20 protein-coding genes and 1 pseudogene are annotated in these 19,350 nt (G+C 68.8%); 9 read left to right on the top strand and 12 right to left on the bottom strand.

The window, feature by feature from the left end:
* Positions 1–12 precede the first annotated feature (12 nt).
* The 3 genes from DYE07_RS05230 (at position 13) to DYE07_RS05220 (ending at position 5,244) form a co-directional block, all read left to right on the top strand.
* Positions 13–1,782 carry a circularly permuted type 2 ATP-grasp protein gene (locus DYE07_RS05230; protein WP_115296502.1) on the top strand — a complete coding sequence of 590 codons (1,770 nt, stop codon included), beginning with the start codon at positions 13–15 and terminating at the stop codon, positions 1,780–1,782.
* A gap of 89 nt (positions 1,783–1,871) precedes the next feature.
* On the top strand, positions 1,872–3,971 hold the full coding sequence (locus DYE07_RS05225) for a S9 family peptidase (protein ID WP_074040645.1): 2,100 nt from the start codon (positions 1,872–1,874) through the stop codon (positions 3,969–3,971).
* Entirely contained in the window at positions 3,964–5,244 is a 1,281-nt protein-coding gene (locus tag DYE07_RS05220) for an amidohydrolase (RefSeq protein WP_083603929.1), read from the top strand. The genes DYE07_RS05225 and DYE07_RS05220 overlap by 8 nt, the downstream gene beginning before the upstream one ends.
* Before the next feature lie 133 nt (positions 5,245–5,377).
* Here DYE07_RS05220 and DYE07_RS05215 read toward each other — a convergent pair whose 3' ends face one another.
* The 6 genes from DYE07_RS05215 to DYE07_RS05190 form a co-directional block, all read right to left on the bottom strand.
* Positions 5,378–6,442, bottom strand: a complete 1,065-nt coding sequence (locus DYE07_RS05215) for an acyl-CoA dehydrogenase family protein (protein ID WP_115296501.1) — start codon at positions 6,440–6,442, stop codon at positions 5,378–5,380.
* A 3-nt stretch (positions 6,443–6,445) separates the two neighbouring features.
* Positions 6,446–7,606, bottom strand: coding sequence for an acyl-CoA dehydrogenase family protein (locus DYE07_RS05210; RefSeq protein ID WP_006946290.1), 1,161 nt, complete (start codon positions 7,604–7,606; stop codon positions 6,446–6,448).
* A gap of 121 nt (positions 7,607–7,727) precedes the next feature.
* Positions 7,728–7,901 (bottom strand): hypothetical protein, encoded by a 174-nt coding sequence (locus tag DYE07_RS14675; RefSeq protein ID WP_156445010.1) that lies wholly within the window; start codon positions 7,899–7,901, stop codon positions 7,728–7,730.
* Between the two features lie 17 nt (positions 7,902–7,918).
* Positions 7,919–8,230, bottom strand: a complete 312-nt coding sequence (locus DYE07_RS05200; protein ID WP_115296500.1) for an MBL fold metallo-hydrolase — start codon at positions 8,228–8,230, stop codon at positions 7,919–7,921.
* 21 nt (positions 8,231–8,251) lie between these two features.
* Complete coding sequence (locus DYE07_RS05195; RefSeq protein WP_006946085.1) at positions 8,252–8,536, bottom strand: hypothetical protein; 285 nt, start codon at positions 8,534–8,536, stop codon at positions 8,252–8,254.
* A gap of 116 nt (positions 8,537–8,652) precedes the next feature.
* Positions 8,653–9,531 (bottom strand): siderophore-interacting protein, encoded by an 879-nt coding sequence (locus tag DYE07_RS05190; protein ID WP_006946106.1) that lies wholly within the window; start codon positions 9,529–9,531, stop codon positions 8,653–8,655.
* Positions 9,532–9,661: 130 nt separating this feature from the next.
* On the opposite strand from DYE07_RS05190, the gene DYE07_RS05185 reads away from it, so the two are divergent.
* Positions 9,662–10,450 carry an NAD-dependent deacylase gene (locus DYE07_RS05185; RefSeq protein WP_115296499.1) on the top strand — a complete coding sequence of 263 codons (789 nt, stop codon included), beginning with the start codon at positions 9,662–9,664 and terminating at the stop codon, positions 10,448–10,450.
* Positions 10,451–10,921: 471 nt separating this feature from the next.
* Here DYE07_RS05185 and DYE07_RS15485 read toward each other — a convergent pair whose 3' ends face one another.
* A complete protein-coding gene (locus tag DYE07_RS15485) occupies positions 10,922–11,041 on the bottom strand; it encodes a hypothetical protein (RefSeq protein WP_370447739.1) in 120 nt (39 codons plus the stop codon).
* Positions 11,042–11,122: 81 nt separating this feature from the next.
* On the opposite strand from DYE07_RS15485, the pseudogene DYE07_RS15355 reads away from it, so the two are divergent.
* Positions 11,123–11,987 (top strand): annotated as a pseudogene (locus DYE07_RS15355) (IS5 family transposase).
* 51 nt (positions 11,988–12,038) lie between these two features.
* Positions 12,039–12,332 carry a helix-turn-helix domain-containing protein gene (locus tag DYE07_RS05170; protein ID WP_256594776.1) on the top strand — a complete coding sequence of 98 codons (294 nt, stop codon included), beginning with the start codon at positions 12,039–12,041 and terminating at the stop codon, positions 12,330–12,332.
* Here DYE07_RS05170 and DYE07_RS05165 read toward each other — a convergent pair.
* Positions 12,316–13,659 (bottom strand): IS256 family transposase, encoded by a 1,344-nt coding sequence (locus DYE07_RS05165; protein WP_115296495.1) that lies wholly within the window; start codon positions 13,657–13,659, stop codon positions 12,316–12,318. The genes DYE07_RS05170 and DYE07_RS05165 overlap by 17 nt on opposite strands.
* Positions 13,583–14,398 (bottom strand): helix-turn-helix domain-containing protein, encoded by an 816-nt coding sequence (locus DYE07_RS05160; RefSeq protein WP_115296494.1) that lies wholly within the window; start codon positions 14,396–14,398, stop codon positions 13,583–13,585. Before DYE07_RS05160 ends, DYE07_RS05165 begins: the two co-directional genes overlap by 77 nt.
* A gap of 232 nt (positions 14,399–14,630) precedes the next feature.
* Here DYE07_RS05160 and DYE07_RS05155 point away from each other — a divergent pair, with 232 nt between their 5' ends.
* The 3 genes from DYE07_RS05155 (at position 14,631) to DYE07_RS05145 (ending at position 17,124) form a co-directional block, all read left to right on the top strand.
* On the top strand, positions 14,631–15,029 hold the full coding sequence (locus tag DYE07_RS05155; RefSeq protein ID WP_115296493.1) for an SHOCT domain-containing protein: 399 nt from the start codon (positions 14,631–14,633) through the stop codon (positions 15,027–15,029).
* A 518-nt stretch (positions 15,030–15,547) separates the two neighbouring features.
* The gene (locus tag DYE07_RS14485; protein ID WP_147286886.1) at positions 15,548–15,829 is read left to right on the top strand and encodes a hypothetical protein; all 282 of its coding nucleotides are present in this window, start codon (positions 15,548–15,550) and stop codon (positions 15,827–15,829) included.
* A gap of 51 nt (positions 15,830–15,880) precedes the next feature.
* Positions 15,881–17,124, top strand: a protein-coding gene (locus tag DYE07_RS05145; protein WP_370447731.1) for an IS3 family transposase whose coding sequence is annotated in 2 segments (ribosomal slippage) — positions 15,881–16,166 and positions 16,166–17,124 — 1,245 coding nt in all. Because the reading frame shifts where the segments join, the coding sequence is not laid out codon by codon here.
* Here DYE07_RS05145 and DYE07_RS05140 read toward each other — a convergent pair.
* The 3 genes from DYE07_RS05140 to DYE07_RS05130 are packed head-to-tail and all read right to left on the bottom strand — an operon-like array spanning position 17,070 to position 19,057.
* Entirely contained in the window at positions 17,070–17,612 is a 543-nt protein-coding gene (locus DYE07_RS05140; protein WP_115296491.1) for a transposase, read from the bottom strand. The two genes, DYE07_RS05145 and DYE07_RS05140, sit on opposite strands and share 55 nt — an antisense overlap.
* Positions 17,542–17,931 carry an IS5 family transposase gene (locus DYE07_RS05135; RefSeq protein ID WP_115296490.1) on the bottom strand — a complete coding sequence of 130 codons (390 nt, stop codon included), beginning with the start codon at positions 17,929–17,931 and terminating at the stop codon, positions 17,542–17,544. The genes DYE07_RS05140 and DYE07_RS05135 overlap by 71 nt, the downstream gene beginning before the upstream one ends.
* 10 nt (positions 17,932–17,941) lie before the next feature.
* Positions 17,942–19,057, bottom strand: coding sequence for an IS110 family RNA-guided transposase (locus DYE07_RS05130; protein WP_237723915.1), 1,116 nt, complete (start codon positions 19,055–19,057; stop codon positions 17,942–17,944).
* Positions 19,058–19,350: the final 293 nt, after the last annotated feature.

The following is a 19,350-nucleotide window of genomic DNA, read 5'->3' as shown; positions in this document are numbered from 1 at the left end:
TATAAACGAGGCATGCCCGCCTCTGAGAACGACCCGTCGTCAGGCCTGTCTAACGAGGGCGCCCTGCTCGGGCTGCACGACAACGGCCCCACCGACGTGCACCCGGGCGCGAACGCCGAAACACAGACGCTCGAAGCCACCGAAGCCGGCCTCACGTCGGTCGCGAAGGCCTGGGACGAAGCCGTCGACGCGGACGGCGCGCCCCGCCTCGCCTACGTCGCAGCCCTGGCAGCGATCGCGGCGCTCAGTGATGACGAGCGGGCGGCCCGGCAAGAACGAGCAGAGGCCATGGAGAAGGCGGAGGGCATCACCTTCCGCGTCAGCGGTGAGGACGAACCCCGGATCTTCCCGACGGACTTCATCCCCCGCATCATCGACGCCGACACGTGGGCCGACCTGAGCGCGGGCCTCGAACAACGCGCCCGCGCCCTCAACGCGTTCCTCGACGACATCTACGGGCCGCGACGCATCATCGAGGCTGGGGTCGTCGACGCCGACGACATCGAACGCTCACCGGGCTACGTCGACGAAGGCCGCCTCCAACCCTCCGGGTCCGTGCGAGCCCACATCTGCGGCATGGATCTCGTGTGCGCCGACGGACGATGGCTCGTCCTCGAGGACAACCTTCGCGTTCCCTCCGGCGTGGTGTTCTCGCACTTCCTTCGCGCGATGGCGAACGACACGTTCGCCGACGTGATCAGCGAGTACGACCTGCTCAACCCCCGCGACGGATTCGCGATGCTGCGCGAGACGCTGCAGGCCGCGGCACCTGCGCACGCCGCGAACCCCGACGACCCAGGGCTTGCGCTCGTCTCGACGGGCGAGAGCGACTCCGCCTGGTTCGAGCACCGCCGCATCGCCGAGTTCGTCGGCATGCCCGTCTGCACGCCCGCGGACCTCTGCGTCGTCGACGGGCGCCTGCACCTGCAGGACGCGACGACGCTGCGCCCACTCGACGTCGTCTACGCGCGCATCGAGAAGGATCAACTGTTCGCAGCCCTCGGCTGCGACGGTCAGCCACTCGGCCCCGGACTCGAGGACGCCCTTGCCCACCACCGTCTCGCGTTCGTCAACACATTCGGCAACGGCGTCGGCGACGACAAGGCCGTCTACGCGCTCGTGCCCGACATGATCCGGTTCTACCTCGACGAGGAGCCCCTGCTCGAGCAGGTCCCCACCGATCTGTGCCACAAACCCGGCAAGGTCGAGGAGGTCATCGCACGGCTCGACGAACGCGTCGTGAAACCCGTCGACGGCTACGGCGGCGCCGGCATCACCATCGGGCCGGAGTGCTCCCCAGCCGAGCTCGACGAACGCGCCGAGCAGCTGCGGGCGCATCCCGACCACTTCATCGCGCAGGACATCGTGCGCCTGTCGACGCTGCCCACCTACGCCGCCGACGAGAGCGGACGCACCTGCATCCACCCGCGGCACGTCGACCTGCGGGCGTTCGTGCACGTTCGCGCCACCGAGCAGCCCGGGAGTGCGCCCGGCGAGTCGGGGGAACCCAGCGTCCTCGATGCGCGCAAGCTGAGCGCCCACACCGTCCCCACCGCCCTCACCCGAACGGCCCCGGCTGGTTCGCTCATCGTCAACACCTCCCGCGGCGGTGGCGGCAAGGACACGTGGATCCTGCGCTCACCTGCACCGACAGCGCCGGCTGCAGCCTCCTCGCAGACCCCGTCAGAGACCGCGGTGGGCGCCGATCGCGGTGACGCCGCCACGGTTGCGTCAGGTGATGTTCCTGGCCCCGACGACTCCGCGGCACCACCTCGATCATGACCCGCGAGGTCGGTTCTCCGGCATCCGGAGACGAACCAGGCGCGCTCGCTCTGGAGGTCTGGCCCCCCGGGCGCCTAGGATCGGCTGACGTGAACGACGTCAGCCCGCCCGAACCCGAGCATGCCCACGTCCTGACCTCCTACGCGCCGCCCGCCGAGCACCGCGCCCCCCCACGCCCGCGCACGCTGGACCGCTACGTCAAGGACCCTGCGCTCTCGCCCGACGGGCGGCTGCTCGCGTGCGTCGTCGTCGAACAGGATCGTTTTCCCTTCGCCCTGCAGATGCCGCTCGACGACGACGGGGTTCCGATCGTCGGCGAGGAGCGCGAGGTGCGTCTTCCCGTCGAAGGCGGTGTGCGGCGCGTCCTGTACTCACCCGACGGGCACTGGCTCGCCTGCGAGGTCGCACCCGACGGTGGTGACCGCGAGCAGATCTGGTTCGTCACCTCCGACCCGGACGACGCGAACTCGTACACCGTCGACCTCGCCGCGTACGAGACGGTCGAGCTCGTCAGCTGGGACGACGACTTCGTCGCCGTCTCCGTCTTCGACCGCGAGGGCACCGTCGAGGGCCGCCTGTTCAATCCGGTGACGGGGGAGACCCGCGTCGTCGACCGGCGCACCGGCGGCGCCCTGACGCACTCGCGTGGCAACGTCTCGTTGTTCCGCGTGGGTTCGCGCGGCAACCGTGAGCTCCTGGCCGTCGACGGCGGCGGCACCTGGCGCCCCATCATGCCGGTCGACAACGGCTCGACGACCGACCGCGGATTCGTCACGTTCGAGGGGGATCGCCCCAGCTTCATCGTGCGCAGCGACCACAGCGCCGAACGCTTCCGACTGCTGCGGCTCACCCCCACCGAGCACGCCCACGACGTCGAGGTGCTCCTCGAACGTGAGGACGCCGACGTCGAGGAGTTCGCCGTCTCCCTCGACGGTTCCGTGGCGGCCGTCCTGTGGAACGACGAGGGGTGGTGCGACCTGCAGATCGTGGACCTGACGGGTGGGCGCGCCCGCGTCGTCGACCTGCCCGAGCTGCCGTCGCTCATCGCGACGACGCCGTCGCTGACGGCGGACGGGTCGCTGCTCGCCCTCACCGTCGCCGGACCCGAGTTTCCGCCCACCGTCGTCGTCTACGACGTGGCCGCCCGACGCTGGGTCGGCGACGAGTTCCGCGCTGTCGCAACGGCGGTCGACGACGCGGTGAGCGACGCCGTCGGTGAGAGCGTGGCCGAGAACCGTCCCCGTGAGAGCGGCTCGGACGACGAGACGGCCGGGCACGCAGCGACCGGTGACGACGTCGGCGCGAGCGGCGCTGACGCACTGGCCGACCAGGACGGCCTCGACACGATGTCACCCGCGCGCCCGACGGACGAACGTGGCCGGCCGGTGTTGTCCGCGTGGGGCGAAGCGGACATCATCCCCGAGCTGCTCCACTACGAGGCGCGCGACGGCATGCGCTTGTCCGGGTGGCTCTACCGGGCCGTCGGGCCTGCGCCGAGCGAGCCCGCCCCGACGATCGTCTACTTCCACGGCGGCCCCGAGGGACAGGCGCGCCCCGACTACAACAACGTGCTGCGCAAGCTCGCGGCGACCGGGCACTCGGTGTTCCTGCCGAACGTGCGTGGCTCAGCAGGACGCGGGCGGCGCTTCTCGCAGGCCGACGACCGTTACGGCCGGTTCGCGGCGATCGACGACGCCGAGGACACGCTCGACCACCTCATCGACGCAGGGATCACCCGCGACGGCCAGGCCGTCATCATGGGCCGCTCGTACGGCGGATACCTCGTGCACGCGTCGCTCACCCGGCACGCCGGGCGTTGGGCCGGCGGCATCGCGGCGTGCGGCATGTCGGATCTCGAGACGTTCTACCGTGACACCGACCCGTGGATCGCCTCCGCGGCGATGCCCAAATACGGCGACCCCAAGCTCGACCGGCACCTGCTCGCGCAAGCCTCCCCGCTGCGTCAGTTCTCCCGCGTCGACGTGCCCGTGATGTTCATCCACGGCCAGCTCGACTCGAACGTCCCCGTCTCCGAGGCTTACCAGGCGCTGGGCGTGCTCGCGTCGCGGGGCGTGCCGGCGGAGATGCTGTTGTTCCCCGACGAGGGGCACGAGTTCGAACGTCTCAACAACCGCTGGGACATGGAACAGCGGGTCTTGGCTTTCTGCGAAAGGATCTTCGGTGAGTGACTTCGACAAGAACGACGCGAACACGGGTGGGAAGAACTCCGAGCCCGACGTCGACGCGGCACACGAGGCCGCCATGGCGTACGACGGCATCGACGACGACCTGCGGGACAAGCTCGTCGAGTGGCGCCGCCACCTGCACACCAACCCCGAGCTGAGCTATGAGGAGAAGGCGACGACGGACTACGTCGCCGAACAGCTCGAAGGTCTCGGGTTCGAGGTGCGACGTTTCTCCGTCGGCACCGGCTTGATCTGTGACGTGCCCGCCGCCGACGACGCGACGGCCGACGACCTCGTCGCGTTGCGCGCCGACATCGACGCGCTGCCGATGGATGAGGAGACCGACCTCGAGTTCGCCTCGACGAACGAGGGCGTCAGCCACTCCTGCGGCCACGACGCGCACACGGCGATGCTGCTCGGCGCCGCGACGCTGCTCGCGAAGAACCCGCCGCCGCGCCCCGTCCGCCTCATCTTCCAGCCCGCCGAGGAGCAGATGCCCGGCGGCGCCGTCGACTGCGTCGAGGACGGCGCGATCGAGGGCGTCGACCGCATCATCGCGCTTCACTGCGACCCGCACCGCGTCGTCGGTGACGTCGGTGTGCACGCGGGCGCCATCACCTCCTCGAACGCGAAGATCGAGGTGACGCTGACCTCCGACGGCGGGCACACCGCGCGTCCGCACGAGACCGGCGACCTCATCTACGCGCTCGCGAGCATCGCGACGGGCGCGGCCCAGGTCATCGACCGCCGCATCGACCCGCGCTCGGGCACCGTCATGACGTGGGGCTCGATCGAGGCCGGCGGCAGCGCCGCGAACGTCATCCCGTCGAAGGGGACGCTCGTCGGCACCGTCCGCTCCGCGAGCCGCGACACGTGGGCGCAGCTGCCCGACGTCGTGCCGCCCGCGATCTCGGGCATCGCCGAGCTGTACGGCGTGAAGGCCGAGGTCAACTACGTGCAAGGTGTGCCGCCGGTCGTCAACGACGAGGCGTGCGCGCAGCTCGCAGCCCAGGCGGTCACCGACGTCCTCGGCGAGGACGGCGTCGGCGAGGCCGACCAGTCGTCCGGTGGCGAGGACTTCGGCTGGTACACCGAAGAGATCCCCGGCATCTACCTGCGCCTCGGCGTCTGGGACGGCGACAGCGACGAGACCGACCTGCACCACCCTGCGTTCATGCTCGACGAGCGCGCGCTGCCCATCGGTGCGGCCGTGTTCGACCGGTTCGCGCGACTCGACCGCGATGCCGCGAGCGACGAGTCGTCGAACGCGTCGTGATGACGATCGGCTGACGCTGCGCGGCGGGCCGGATTTGTCGGCGACGAGCGCATGACACACGAACGGCGGGACGAGTTTGGATGCTCGTCCCGCCGTTCGTCATTCGTCGTCGGCCGCCGTCGTGCGAGCAGTCTCAGACGACGTCGACCGACGTGTGATCGCCGACGCCGGCCGCCAGGGCCGCGAGGTGCTGACGGGTGTCGCCGAAGGTTCGCTCGATCGTCGCGAGGCGCGAGGTGTAGTGGCCGACGGCGTACTCGGCCGTCATGCCGATGCCGCCGTGCAACTGGATCGCCTCCTGGCCGACGAGCCGGCCGTAGGTGCCGACGAGGTACTTCGTCCGCGACACGATGGCGTCGAGGTCGAGCGCGTCGTCGCCCTCACCGGGGTCGGCGAGCGCCATCGCGGCGTAGAGCACGGCGCTGCGCGTCAGCTCGACGCCGACGTACATGTCGGCGGCGCGTTGCGTGAGGGTCTGGAACCGCATGATCGGCACGCCGAACTGCTTGCGCGTCTTGAGGTACTCGACCGTCAGCGCGAGCGCGGCTCCCATCGCTCCGAGCGCCTCGCCGCACTGTGCGACGTTGCCCAGTGTGAGCGCGGCGTCGAGCACCTCGCGGCCGCCGAGCCGCGTCGCGGGAGCGCCGTCGAGCGTCACCTTCGGGCCGTCGACGGTGGGGGATTCGACGAGGTAGACCCCGACGTCGTCGCCCGTGCCGGCGGTCGTGACGATGGCGTCAGCCGACGACAGGTCGGTGTTGCCGCGAGCCTCACCCGCCAGCTCGCTACCCGACGCGGTGCGGGCGCTCGCGGCCGGTGACCACGTCGCACCCGACTCGCCGAACGCGGTGAGCACGAGCTTCTCGCCGCTGATGACGTCGGCGAGCAGCGGCGAGTTCGCCGCGTCGAGGGCCGTCGCAGCCGCCATCGCATCGGCGTAGGGGAGCGTGACGCGAGCCGCGCCGAGCTCGACGGCGGCGAGCGTCACCTCGATGGCCGACGCGCCGAAACCGCCCTTCTCCTCGGCGAAGGCGAGCCCGAGCAGGCCCATCTCGGCGAACTTGCCCCAGGCGTCCGCGTCGAACGGCTGCGGGCCGGCGGGGGCGCCGGATCCGGTGTCCTTCGGCGTGAGGCTCGAGGCAAGGTCGCGCACCGCGCTCTGCAACGCGCGCTGTTCTTCGGTGGGTGTGAAGTCCATGATTCAGCCCTTCAGTCCAAGGATGCCGCCGGAGATGATGTTGCGCTGAACCTCGTTGGAACCGCTGTAGATCGACGCCTTGCGATAGTTGAGGTACCGCGGCAGCGTCTCGCTGCCCCACTCGCCCGTGTACCAGGTGAGGGCGTCGACGCCGGCCACGTCGACCATGAGTTCGTAGACGTCCTGCTGCAGCTGGCTGCCGCGCAGCTTGAGGATCGACGACGCCGGGTCGGGGCGCCCGTCACGCGAGTCACCCGCGACGCGCAGCACCGTCAGTTCGAGCGCCATGACCTCGGCCTCGAGCTGGGCGAAGCGCGCGGCGAGCAGCGGCTCGTCGAGCGCGGTGCCGTGAGGGCTGCGTGTGGCCTTCGCGTGCTCCTTCGCCGCGGCGAGCGCCGCCTTGATCGAGCCGACGGGCGCGGCGCTCGTGCGCTCGTTGCCGAGTAGGAACTTCGCGTAGTCCCAGCCGCGGTTCTCCTCGCCGACGAGCTGGTCGGCGGGCACGCGGACGTCGTCGAAGAACACCTCGTTGACCTCGTGACGGCCGTCGATCAGCTTGATCGGGCGCACCGTGAGGCCGGGGGAGGACATGTCGATGAGGAGAAAGGAGATGCCCTTCTGCGGCTTGTCGGCGCTCGGGTCGGTGCGCACGAGGGTGAAGATCCAGTCACCGAACTGCCCGAGCGTCGTCCACGTCTTCTGTCCGTTGACGACGTACTCGTCGCCCTCGCGCACCGCCGTCGTGCGCAGGGACGCGAGGTCGGAGCCAGCGTCCGGCTCGGAGAAGCCCTGCGACCACCAGATCTCGCAGCTCTTCGTCTTCGGCAGGAAACGCTCCTTGAGCTCCTGCGAGCCGAACGCGGCGATGACGGGGCCGACCATGCTCGTGTTGAACGCGAGCGGCATCGGCACGCCGGCACGCTGCAGTTCGGAACGGTAGATGTGCAGCTGCAGTTCGTCCCAGCCGCGCCCACCCCATTCGGTCGGCCAGTGGGGTGCGGCCAGGTCGGCGTCGTCGAGGATGCGCTGACCTTCGCGCAGCAACTCGGGCACGACCTCGCCGTCAGCGATGTATCCGGTCTTGATGTGGTCGGGGAAGCTCTCGGCAAAGGCGCGCAGCTCGCGCTGCAGGGCCTTGTCCTCGTCTCGTAGTGTCCGTTGCACCGTGGCTCCTTGCTCGGGGACGTGGCGCGTGACGCGCCTCACCCTGTCTATCACTCTTGTTGAGCATCGCTCAATAGGGCGGGGCTCAGCGGTGCCAGACCTACGGTGTCGGAGAAGGGGCTCAGGCGAGGTCGGAGTTCGACTTCATGAGTTCGGCGTACGTCGTCGAGGCGTCGTGGCCGTTGTATCTGCGCGCATCCGCGGGGAACGTCAGCTTCTTGAACTTCGCGATCGGCGCGGTGCGTGAGGCCTCGATGCCGCCCGGGTGCGAGGCGCTGCCGATCTGCGTGCTCATGACCGTGTCGCCGCCGATCATCGTGTTGTCGTCCGGGAACCAGAAGATCGTGCTGCCCGCGGTGTGTCCTGCCGGTGGATGGGCGGGACGCGGTGGCCGGCGATCGTCGTCGTGGACTCCTTGAAGGTGGAGGTCTTCGCGTCGGTCGTGCGCGAGGTGCCCTCCGCTATGGAGCAGTTGCGCTTCGGATCGTGCAGGTAGGGCTGGTCGAGTTCGTGGATCAACGCGACGGCCTTCGCATTCGTCTTCATCTCCACGGCGAGGCCGCGCAGCTTGTCGCAGTGCCCGTGGGTGATCATGATCGCGTCGACGCCGCCGATCGACTTCACGTAGTCGGCGACCTCCGCGTCTTACATGCCGGGGTCGACGAGGATGTTGCCGGCCGGCGAGCTGAGCACCTGGAACGTGGCCGTCCAGCCCGAATCGCTGGTGCTGTCGAACTGCGTGACGGTGAACGCCGACTGCTTGTTCGTGCTCGACGCGCTGATCGCCGGCGTGACGGGCAGCGACGACGCAGCCGCAGCCCTGGGGGACGCACTGCTGGGCGACGAATCCGCCGCGTCCGTTCCGCGGGCCGTCAGGGTGAGCCCGCCGATGAGGATGAGGGCTGAAGCATTGCGACGAGTGTCGCGCATGGGGTCTGCATCCGAGTGTGTGAGGTGTTGCTCACATCATGGTCGTCGCGCTCGGTGTGCATGGCTATGTCGCCCCACATGATGAGATGCCCAGCGCCGGCCGCATGGGCGAGGCCTCACGGGCGCGGGCGGCCCACCGACCAGAAGCCACTCGCCGTGATGGCGCGCCGTGACAGGCCGCGCTCTTTCGTCAGGTGACGCTTGATCGCGGCCACCGCGCCGCCCTCCGCACACACCCACGCGTAGTCGGCGTCGTCGACGTCGAGGTCTGCGAGTGCCGCGACGGCGGCCGAACCGGACGCATCCGTGCCGCGCTGCACGACGGTGATGCCGGCGTCGGCGACCTCCGGGTGCAGGTATGTCGCATCAGGGACCTCGACGACGCAGGTGAGGCGGGGTTGCGTGTTCTGCGAGTCTTCACCTTTTCCAGTCGCCCGTTCGCGGGCTGCGTCGACGATGGCGAGCATGCCGGGCAGGCCCGTCTCGTCGGCGACGAGCACGTGATGCCCGCCCGCGGGCGCCGCGCTGTAGAGCGCAGACTGGACGCGCACCCCGACCTCGTCACCGACCCTGACGTCGCGCAGCCAGCGCGCGCCGGGCCCGTCGTGGCCGACGTCCACGATGTCGACGTCGATCTCGGCGTGCTCGGGGCGCAGCATCCGGATCGTGTACCAGCGCAGCTGCGGGCGCACGGCATCGTCCATGGCGGCGACGGCGCTGCGGGGGTCGCGTTCGTCATCAGGCGGGGTGACGACGGGTGCGCCGGCCGGCGGCATGAAGAGGCCGAAGTACTCGTCGGGACCGGTGAGTTCGAGCGTGCGGAACATCTCGGCGTGCAGGGTGACGCGGGTGAAGGCCGGGCACAGCGCTTCGACGGCGCGCACCTCGGCGGGTGTCGTCGGCCAGGTCTCGCGCTCCGGTGGCAGGGCCATGGTGAGCGAGGCGGCCGCCGAGTACGCGGCATGCAGCCCGCGTTCGATCGTCCTGAGTGGCATGAGAGCCTCCGCGTCGTCGCGATGAATGAGGTCTACCTAACCTAGGCGATCGTCTGGTCTGGGGCACGTTCGGTCGGGCATCTCGGCGGCGCGGGCGACCTCGCAGCTGGGGTGGCGCCTACGCTGAGGCATGCCCACGCCAGCTTCGGAACCCCTCGACGCAGTCCTCGACCTGGCGCGCGATGCGCGTGACGTCGTCGTCCTCACGGGCGCGGGGATGAGCGTCGAGAGCGGCATCCCCACGTTCCGCGACGCGCAGACGGGCCTGTGGGAGCGCCATGACCCGGAGGAGCTCGCGACGATCGACGCGTGGGAGCGCGACCCCGACTTCGTCTGGGCCTGGTATCGCTGGCGGGCCAAGCTCATTCGCGATGTCCAGCCCAACGTCGGCCATCGCGCACTCGCCGACTGGGCCGACGCCGAGCGGGCGAACCTGTGGATCGTCACGCAGAACATCGACGACCTCCACGAACGCGCGGGCAGCAGCGTCCTCGCGCACCTGCACGGCAGCATCTTCGCGTTGCGCTGCTCTGAGTGCGACACCCCCTTCGACGAAACCGACGCCCCGGCACTCGCGCTGCCGTCCGACCCCGTCGAGCGGTTGGCCCCGCCGCGTTGCCCGGTGTGTGGCGCAGCGGTGCGCCCCGGCGTGGTGTGGTTCGGCGAAGAACTGCCGCAGGAGCCGTTCGCGCACGCCGAGGCCGCGCTCGAGCGCGCCGATCTCGTCCTCAGCGTCGGCACGTCCGGGGTCGTGCAGCCCGCGGCCGGGCTGCCGTACCGGGCGCTGACGCGGGGCGTGCCCGCCGTCGAGATCAACCCCGCCGAGACCGAACTGAGCGACGACGCGACGCTCGTCTGGCGTGCGCCCGCCGCCGCCGCGCTGCCCGCGCTCGTCTCGGCACTCCGGGGTGAGACGTGACGCGTCGGGGCGCCCGCTGGTCAGTGCAGGGCTGGGCCGACGCTGCGCGTCGCGGGCCACGCGGCAGGCTTGCGTGCTCGTCGGCGGGCTCGATCCACCTGAAGGCGCACCATCACGACCTCGCGCACGTCGGGCTCGTCATCAGCCTGCACGTCGGCGCGATGTATCTGCCGTCGCTGCTGACGGGTCGCCTCGTCGACAGGGTCGGCCCGATTCCGATGGCGTGGGCGTCCGGCGGCATCCTCGCGGCTGCGGCGCTGTTCGCCGCCGTCGCGCCCGGTGACTCGTTCGCGGCGCGTGGCCAGCACGGCACGCCCACGACGGGCCGCATCAAGGCTCGAGCTCGTCTCGCGCGAGAGCACGCCGCCGTCGCCCAGCACCGCGCGAGCACACTGCACGCCATCACGAAGCAGCTCGCGACCTCGCACGCCGTCGTCGCTGTCGACGACCTCAACGATGCTCCTATAGGTGTCAAGCAACGTCGAGCCAGGCCCGGTAGGCGGTTGCGAGTTCGGCGTTGGGGCGTCGGCCTCGTTCGAGTTCGGAGATGCGTGCGGGTTCTGCGCCGAGGCTGAGGGCGACGTCGAGCAGGGTGGCGCCTCGCTCGTGGCGCAGCTGCCTTAGGCCGTGTTGCTAAATGCTGGTTCGGGGCCTTCGGGTGATCCTTGAGGCGTGTCGCGAGATGTCATCACGGACGAGGTCTGGGAGCTGATCCGGGACGTGTTCCCGCCGGTGAGGACACGGGGCCGTCCTCCGGTGGATCGGCGCACGGTGGTCGAGGCGACCGCGTGGCGGTTCCGCACGGGATCGGCGTGGCGAGACCTGCCCGACCGGTTCGGGAGCTGGAACACGATCTACAAGAACTTCCGGCGATGGGCGACCGACGGCGTCTGGGAGGACCTGCTCACCCATGTGCAGAAGCGGGCGTCGCTTCAGGGTGAGATCGACTGGGTCGTGTCGGTGGATTCCTCGATCGCGCGTGTCCATCAGCATGGCGCGACCCTGCCCCGGGTCACAGGGGGATCCATCGAACTACAAGAAGTCGGGGCCGGAGCCTCCTGACCACGCGATCGGCCGGTCACGGGGTGGTTTGACGACGAAGATCCATCTCGTCTGCGACGGGCAGGCCCGGGCGCTGGCGTTCGTCCTCACCGGCGGGCAGGTCGCAGACACGAGCATGTTCACCGACGTACTCGACGAGATCCACGTCCCCGGCCGAGGGCCTGTGCGCACGAGGCCGGATCGGGTGCTCGCGGACAAGGGCTATCCGTCGAAGAAGAACCGGGCCTGGCTGCGCGAGCGCGGCGTCAAGGCCACGATCCCCGAACGGGGCGACCAGATCGCTCACCGCCGCAAGCGTCCGGGCCGTCCGATCGACTTCGGCGATGAGCAGCGGGAGCGTTACAAGGGCCGCAACGTCGTCGAGCGGTGCTTCAACTTCGTGAAGCAGTGGCGAGGACTCGCTTCCCGCTACGACAAGACCGCCCGGTCATACGCGGCAGGGCTCTGCCTCTCCGCCGCCTTGCAATGGATTTAGCAACACGGCCTAGTTCCTTTCAGCGGTCCGGTCGAGATCCAGGCCGGGCTCTTGTGGAGAGAGTCCCTCGGTGATGTCCTCCGACAAGAGCGTGTCGGGCGAGGCGAGCGCTTGTCCGATGTCGCCGAACGAGCAGGCCTGTCGGCGCAGTACCTCTCCGAGATCGAGCGCGGGTTGAAGGACCCCTCTTCGGAGATGTTGCATGCCATCGCCGGTGCTTTGGAGCTAGAGGTTCCTGATGTGGCGCGCAGGGCCGCCAGTGTCCTGGAGGCCACGTTGGCCACGCCGGTGATGGGGGCCTGTCAATTTGTCTGTGTAAGCGGGGTGTTCACAGGTAGGGGGTGATCCGGTCGGGATAGGCGGCGGCGAGTTGGGCGAGGGCTTGCTTCCAGTTCGTGACGATCTGGCCCTCGACGAGCCGGCCCTGGGCCTTCCGCTCGCTGGCGGGCTTGCCGCGGTCTCGGGCTCGATCGGCGGCGCGTTTGTCCTCGATGTTGCAGATCGCGAGCCAGAGCAGCTTCACGGCCGCGTCCGTCGAGGGGAAGTGTCCGCGGTTCTTCGTGACCTTCCGCAGCTGGTAGTTCAACGACTCGATCGCGTTGGTCGTGTAGATGACCTTTCGCAGCATGGGCGGGAACTGGAGGAACGGCACGAACCGATCCCACGAGTTCTTCCAGGTCATGACGGTCGAGGGGTACTTCTGCCCCAGCTCGGAGGTCTCGAACTCGACCAGCGCCGCCCAGGCCGCGTCCTCGCTCGGCGCGGTGTAGATCGGCTTCAGTGCGGCGGCGACCTTCTTGCGGTCCTGGTAGGCCACGAACCGCGTCGCTGCCCGGATCAGGTGGACCACGCAGGTCTGGACCATCGAGTCCGGCCAGGTCGCCTCGACCGCTTCCGGCAGGCCCTTGAGCCCGTCGCAGCACACGATCAACACGTCCCGCACTCCGCGGTTGGCGAGGTCGGCGCAGACGTGGGCCCAGAACGCCGAGCCTTCGGTGTCCTGGACCCAGATCCCCAGCACGTGCTTGACCCCGCCCAGATCCACTCCGACCGCGATATACGCCGCGCGGTTGATGACCTGGTTGTTCTCTCGGATCTTGATCCGGATCGCGTCGAGGTAGAGGACGGGGTAGAACTCTTCCAGCGGCCTCGCCTGCCACGCTGCGACCTCCTCGAGCACGGCGTCGGTGATGTTGGAGATCGTCTCGTGCGACAGGTCCGTGCCGAGCGTGGAGGCCAGGTGGTGCTGGATGTCCCGGATCGTCATCCCGCCGGCATAGAGGCTGATGATCATGTCATCGAGCCCTCCCAGGCGCCTTTGGCCCTTGGGGACAAGGCGCGGCGTGAACGAGCCGGCACGGTCCCTGGGGACGTCCAGCGCGATCGGCCCGACCTCGGACTGAACCGTCTTCGGCGTCGTCCCGTTACGGGAGTTGGCGTGCTTCGACGCGTCCTCAGAGCCCTTCCCGTAGCCGAGGTGGCTGGTCAGCTCTGCTTGCAGTCCTCGCTCGAGGGCGGCCTTGACCAGCGCGGGCACGAACCCACCGTCCCCGGTCAGCTCGACCCTTCCCTCGTCGATCTGCTCGAACAGGGCATCAAGCTGCCCTGAGGCCTTCAGCTGCTCGACCAGGTCCTGGCCCGAAGGCCCTCCCGGCGTCTTCTCGTCGGTCATGGTCATGATTCTTACCGTTCCTCTCGGTACGGCTTACACAGACCATCTGACACGCCCGGTCCAACGCCGCCACGCTGATCCGCTCCCGCCACGCCGGCTGCTGCCTTGCAAGCCAGTCTGCGTACACCTTGCCGCTGCGGCCCTGGACCACATCCAGCACCCGGGGGCCACGGCCGGGGGTGAGGTCGACGATGCCGGTGGCGAACCCGGTGCGACGCCGTGGGCCGGCGTGCTGCCACACGTGCTCGTCCACCCCAAGGCTGCGCACCCCCTGCAGCCGGTCCTCGGCATCCAGCAGTGGCTGGCCGTAGGCCTTGACCGCGCGCATCACGGTGTTCCACCCCACGCCGAGCCGGTCGGCGACCGCCTCGACGGTGTGGCCGTCGCGGCCGACCTGCTCACACGCCCACCGGCGGGCCCGTTCGGTCAGCGCCGCCCGCGGCGCGACCTGCGGGTGCCGCTCCGACCACGTCCGTTGCGGGCACGCCGGTTCGGCGCACCGCCACAGCCGCTTGCGCCACACCAGCAGCGCCGGCCGCCCCGCCGAGGGGATGTCACGCACCAGATGCTCACGCCGGCCGTGGGCCACCGCGACCACCCCGCACCGCGGGCACCCGGTCACCGACTCGGAGGTCTCCACCAACAGCTCCAGCTCACCGCCGTACTCACCGGCGGCAAGCACCACCAACCCCGAGATGCCGAGCATCGCAGCGGGCAGGACGGTAGCCTCAACACTCACCTGGGACTCCTCTCGATCCGTTGCTTGGTCGCTACGAATCGTGGAGTCCCAGGCCCGTCTTCACCAGCCCAACCCGGTCAGCGTGTCGCAACCCGGCTACCACGCTTGGTGAGGAAGAGCCGCTAACGTGGTTCGGCGACGGCCCGGGCACGTCCTTGTTCCTAACCGTCGTGCGCTGGGGTCCGCGTGGACCGCTCGGCCAGCGTCCATCCAGTCAGGAGGCAGTCAGCAGATGTTCGACGACAACGGCTCATTCCTGCTCGCCATGTTCGAGCTCTTCATCTTCTTCGCATGGTTCATGTCCCTGTGGTGGATCTTCGGAGATCTCTTCCGCAGCAAGGACCTCGGCGGCTTCGCGAAGACGCTGTGGGTGGTGTTCATCATCGTGCTGCCGTTCATCGGAATGCTCGCGTACCTGCTTGTTCGAGGTCGGGGGATGACCGACCGCGCGGTCGAGGCGCACCAGGAGCTCCAGCAGCGGCAGGATGAGTACATCAAGTCCGTCGCCGGCGGCTCCGCCGGATCGAGCCCGACCGATGAGATCGCCTCGGCGAAGGCCCTTCTCGACTCGGGAGCGATTACCCAGCAGGAGTTCGACCAGATCAAGGCAAGGGCGCTCTCCTCGGTCTGACCCTGGTCCGCTCCCTCGCCAGCCGCAGCGTCGCGGTCCGAGGGCGGCCATCCGGCGCGGCCTTGTCGCGGGGCGAATTCGCGGTTCGCCGGACGCTGGCCAGCTTGGCTCCTAGGCTCCGGGTGCCGCGCCGCCATCGAGGGGGCGCCACCTGACCTTGGGGGTCACTCGATGGCTCTGGTTGTGCACCGGTTCACAGCGTAAGGTCGCGCCCGCCACCCTCGGCGCCGCTTCTGTCGAGGGTGGTCCTTCTCTATGCCACAAGGTCAGCGCGGCGCTGGGATCTCATGGCCGCAGCGGGGCGAGGTCAGCGTCGACGCCGCCTCGACCACCACTGAACTGGACGGCAGCGGAGTGGTCGTCGCACCGCGATGGCTGACGCAGCTCAGTGCCGGCCACGTACTGGTCGGCGACTCGGGCGAGACCGTGCCGCGCGATCAATTCGAGAGCACCTGCGACTAGCGGGTCGCGCCGGCTCGCCCAGTCCCGTCGTGAGCTCATCCCGCCTGTGTACAAGCATGGAATTCGCTCCTGTTGCCCTCCAGCGCAAACGGCAGAAGAGTTGCATCGACTCGAATCGCGTCGAAGTCATCGCCAGACTGTCTCTGTTTCGCGGCGTGCACCGCGGTCCCGGCAGCCGCGCCGAGGGCAGTGCCGATGCCGGGCGTCAACAGGTCAATCCCCTCGAAGACCTGGCCAAGGTTCAAACCAACAACAACGGCTCCTGCCAAGGCGAGGATGCCGATCCAGTGCTCGAGTCGAGTCGTGACTTCCCCTCACATTCGTTGGCCATCCGCTGAGGCTGAATCGGCCTGGGTTTCGTTCCGTTCTTGAAGCAAGGATGGAACACGATGAACCAGAAGTACTCTCCCGAGATGCGCGAGCGCGCGCTGCGGATGCTCGATGAGGCCAAGGCCTCCGGTGAGCACTCGAATCTGATGTCCGCCGTGCGGCATGTTGCGGGGCTCCTCGGCATGAGCGCGGAGACGCTGCGGGTGTGGCATCGCCGCCGCGAGGTCGACGCCGGCGCGAAGCCCGGTGTCCCGAGCGATGTCGCTGAGGAGAACAAGCGCCTGCGCCGCGAGGTGGCCGAGCTGCGAAAGGCGAATGAGATCCTCAAGGCTGCGAGCGTGTTTTTCGCGAAGGAGCTCGACCGGCCCTGACCGAGATGATCCGCTTCATCGACGAGTATCGAGAGCGGTTCGGGGTCGAGCTCATCTGCCGGACGCTGCGCCCGGCAGTGCAGGGATTCATCACGTCCCGCGGGTATCGCGCCGCGAAGACCCGCGTAGCCTCCGCCCGGCAGCTGCGCGACGAGCTGCTGGTGCCCGAGGTCGCTAGGCTGCATGCGGAGAACTACGGCGTCTACGGGTGGCGGAAGATGCATGCTCTCCTGAAACGGCAGGGGTGGGACATCGGCCGCGACCAGACCGAGCGCCTCATGCGCCTCGCGGGAGTGCGTGGGGTTCGCAAGTCGAAGAAGGTGTTCACGACCAGGCCGGACAAGGCGCAGGCCCTACCGCGCGACCTCGTCCAGCGGCGGTTCCGTGCGGACGCGCCGCGCCGACTCTGGGTTGCAGACATCACGTATGTGGCCACCTGGGCGGGCTTCGCATACGTCGCGTTCGTCACCGACGTCTATTCACGTCGGATCGTGGGCTGGAACGTCGCGGCGACGCTGCGCGCGGAGGTGCTGCCGCTGCAAGCGCTGGACATGGCCGCCTGGGGCGCGGACGGCCCGCTGGACGGGCTGATCCATCACGCCGATCACGGCTCGAACTACATGTCGATGGTCTACACCGACCGGGTCGTCGAGCTTGGCGCAACACCCTCGACGGGAACCGTCGGGGACTCGTATGACAACGCCCTCGCCGAGGCGGTCAACAACCTCTACAAGACCGAGCTGATCCGCCAGCGCGGCCCCTGGAGGACCGTCGAGCAGGTCGAGCTCGCGACGCTCGAATGGGTGTGGTGGTGGAACCATCAACGCCTGCACGGCGAACTCGGCATGCGCACCCCGATCGAGATCGAGGACGCGTACTACGCTGACCTCGAATCAGGCCTCCCGGCGACCGCCGGACAGGGAAACCGATAGGAACGAAACCCAGGCCGATTCACTTGACCCTGCTTCACGAAGTTGAAGCACCGCTCGACGACGTTGCGGCCCTTGTAACGCTCCCGCTGCTCATCGCCGAAGTCGATCGGACGGCCCGGACGCTTGCGGCGGTGAGCGATCTGGTCGCCCCGTTCGGGGATCGTGGCCTTGACGCCGCGCTCGCGCAGCCAGGCCCGGTTCTTCTTCGACGGATAGCCCTTGTCCGCGAGCACCCGATCCGGCCTCGTGCGCACAGGCCCTCGGCCGGGGACGTGGATCTCGTCGAGTACGTCGGTGAACATGCTCGTGTCTGCGACCTGCCCGCCGGTGAGGACGAACGCCAGCGCCCGGGCCTGCCCGTCGCAGACGAGATGGATCTTCGTCGTCAAACCACCCCGTGACCGGCCGATCGCGTGGTCAGGAGGCTCCGGCCCCGACTTCTTGTAGTTCGATGGATCCCCCTGTGACCCGGGGCAGGGTCGCGCCATGCTGATGGACACGCGCGATCGAGGAATCCACCGACACGACCCAGTCGATCTCACCCTGAAGCGACGCCCGCTTCTGCACATGGGTGAGCAGGTCCTCCCAGACGCCGTCGGTCGCCCATCGCCGGAAGTTCTTGTAGATCGTGTTCCAGCTCCCGAACCGGTCGGGCAGGTCTCGCCACGCCGATCCCGTGCGGAACCGCCACGCGGTCGCCTCGACCACCGTGCGCCGATCCACCGGAGGACGGCCCCGTGTCCTCACCGGCGGGAACACGTCCCGGATCAGCTCCCAGACCTCGTCCGTGATGACATCTCGCGACACGCCTCAAGGATCACCCGAAGGCCCCGAACCAGCATTTAGCAACACGGCCTAGGTCGTCGGTGCGGGGCACGAGGTGGGGCTTGGTCAACAGGCGGAAGGCTTCACGCGCAATGGCACGTTTCAAACATCTCAGGATGTCCTTCTTCGTTTTCCCAGTGCCGCGTAGACGAGCTGCGTAAGCCTTGGTGCGAGGGTCGCTGGACAGGCGGACGAGCGCGATTTGGTGGAGTGCCCAGTTAGCTTGCCGATCGCCACCGCGGTTGAGGCGATAGCGGGTGGTCTTGCCCGAGGACGCCGGGATGGGGCTGGCCCCGCACAGCGCGGCGAACGAGCCTTCTGAATGCATCCGCTGCGGGTTGGCTCCGGCCGTGATCAACAGTGTCGCGGTGGTCACGACGCCATAGCCCTTGGTCGCAATCATCGCTGGCGCTGCGGTAGCGACCAGGACGCGTAGTTCCTCGTCGACATCGGTGATCTCTTGATCGAGGTAAGCGCACCGGCGGGCCAGGCGCCGTAGCGTGATCGCGGTCGCAGCGCCCACGCTCGTGATGGCGCCAGACGGTCGTGTCGCGGCCAAGCCGGCGATGAGTGCCTTGTCGCTGACCGCGCGCCAGCGCGTGCGAATGCTGTCGGGGGCTGTGACCAGCAGAGACTTAATTTGGCGGGCGGCGGCGACGCGGGCTTTGATCGCGCTGCGGCGGGTGGCCAGCAGGACGCGGATCTGCTCGGTGTGCCCGTCGCTGTTCTTCGCGTGAGGGAGGGTTTCGGGTTCGCTCAGTGCCTGCCGGGCTGCGGCGTAGGCATCGATCGGGTCGGACTTGCCCGCGCGCCGTGGTGCGCGTTTGGGCCGGATGATTTCTCGGATGGGGACGTCGCGGATGCTCAGGTAGCGAGTCAGGCCTGCGCCGTAGGAGCTGGTGCCTTCGATGCCGATCAAGGCGATGGACCCGAAGGCTTTCACGTAGGCGTGAAGTTGCTCGTATCCGGCCGGGGTCGCGGGAAATTCGTGGTCGCCCAGGCGCCGGCCGGCCGAGTCGAGGACAGCGACGTGGTGGGTGTCGCTGTGGGTGTCGACGCCCGCAACGACGTGCGAGGCTGCGGTGACTTCGAGGGTAGGTGTTGTCATGATGGGACTCGTGCTTCTCTTCGCGGGGAGCACGCGCTGGCCGGGGGTGGGGCAGACAAGACGTTGATGGGGTCGCAGCCAAGCTCGTATGAAGTCATGCTCACCCCGGCCAGCGCGAACCAGACTCGGATGCCCGCACCGACGGCACGTGGGCGAATCAGTTGCAAGGCAAAGCTGAGCGCCTGCCAGTCACCTATGGAGTCACACGCGCCGCCGGCGGGGCCCTTCCATCATCAACGTCACCCATTCGTGCAGCAGTCCCAGGACCGGGCTACGAGGAGGTTCTGACGTTC

Origin of the sequence: Dermacoccus nishinomiyaensis, from assembly GCF_900447535.1 — a bacterium.
Lineage (GTDB): Bacteria > Actinomycetota > Actinomycetes > Actinomycetales > Dermatophilaceae > Dermacoccus > Dermacoccus nishinomiyaensis.
The sequence above is the reverse complement of the archived record's forward strand: the minus strand, read 5'-3'. Positions and strand labels throughout refer to the sequence as shown.

Coding starts and splice junctions, on each gene's coding strand:
- DYE07_RS05230 (WP_115296502.1), top strand. CDS start 13: ATGCCCGCCTCTGAGAACGACCCGTCGTCAGGCCTGTCTAACGAGGGC.
- DYE07_RS05215 (WP_115296501.1), bottom strand. CDS start 6,442: ATGGACTTCACACCCACCGAAGAACAGCGCGCGTTGCAGAGCGCGGTG.
- DYE07_RS14675 (WP_156445010.1), bottom strand. CDS start 7,901: ATGAGCACGCAGATCGGCAGCGCCTCGCACCCGGGCGGCATCGAGGCC.
- DYE07_RS05195 (WP_006946085.1), bottom strand. CDS start 8,536: ATGCGCGACACTCGTCGCAATGCTTCAGCCCTCATCCTCATCGGCGGG.
- DYE07_RS05190 (WP_006946106.1), bottom strand. CDS start 9,531: ATGCCACTCAGGACGATCGAACGCGGGCTGCATGCCGCGTACTCGGCG.
- DYE07_RS05185 (WP_115296499.1), top strand. CDS start 9,662: ATGCCCACGCCAGCTTCGGAACCCCTCGACGCAGTCCTCGACCTGGCG.
- DYE07_RS05165 (WP_115296495.1), bottom strand. CDS start 13,659: ATGACCGACGAGAAGACGCCGGGAGGGCCTTCGGGCCAGGACCTGGTC.
- DYE07_RS05155 (WP_115296493.1), top strand. CDS start 14,631: ATGTTCGACGACAACGGCTCATTCCTGCTCGCCATGTTCGAGCTCTTC.
- DYE07_RS14485 (WP_147286886.1), top strand. CDS start 15,548: ATGGAATTCGCTCCTGTTGCCCTCCAGCGCAAACGGCAGAAGAGTTGC.
- DYE07_RS05140 (WP_115296491.1), bottom strand. CDS start 17,612: ATGGCGCGACCCTGCCCCGGGTCACAGGGGGATCCATCGAACTACAAG.
- DYE07_RS05130 (WP_237723915.1), bottom strand. CDS start 19,057: ATGACAACACCTACCCTCGAAGTCACCGCAGCCTCGCACGTCGTTGCG.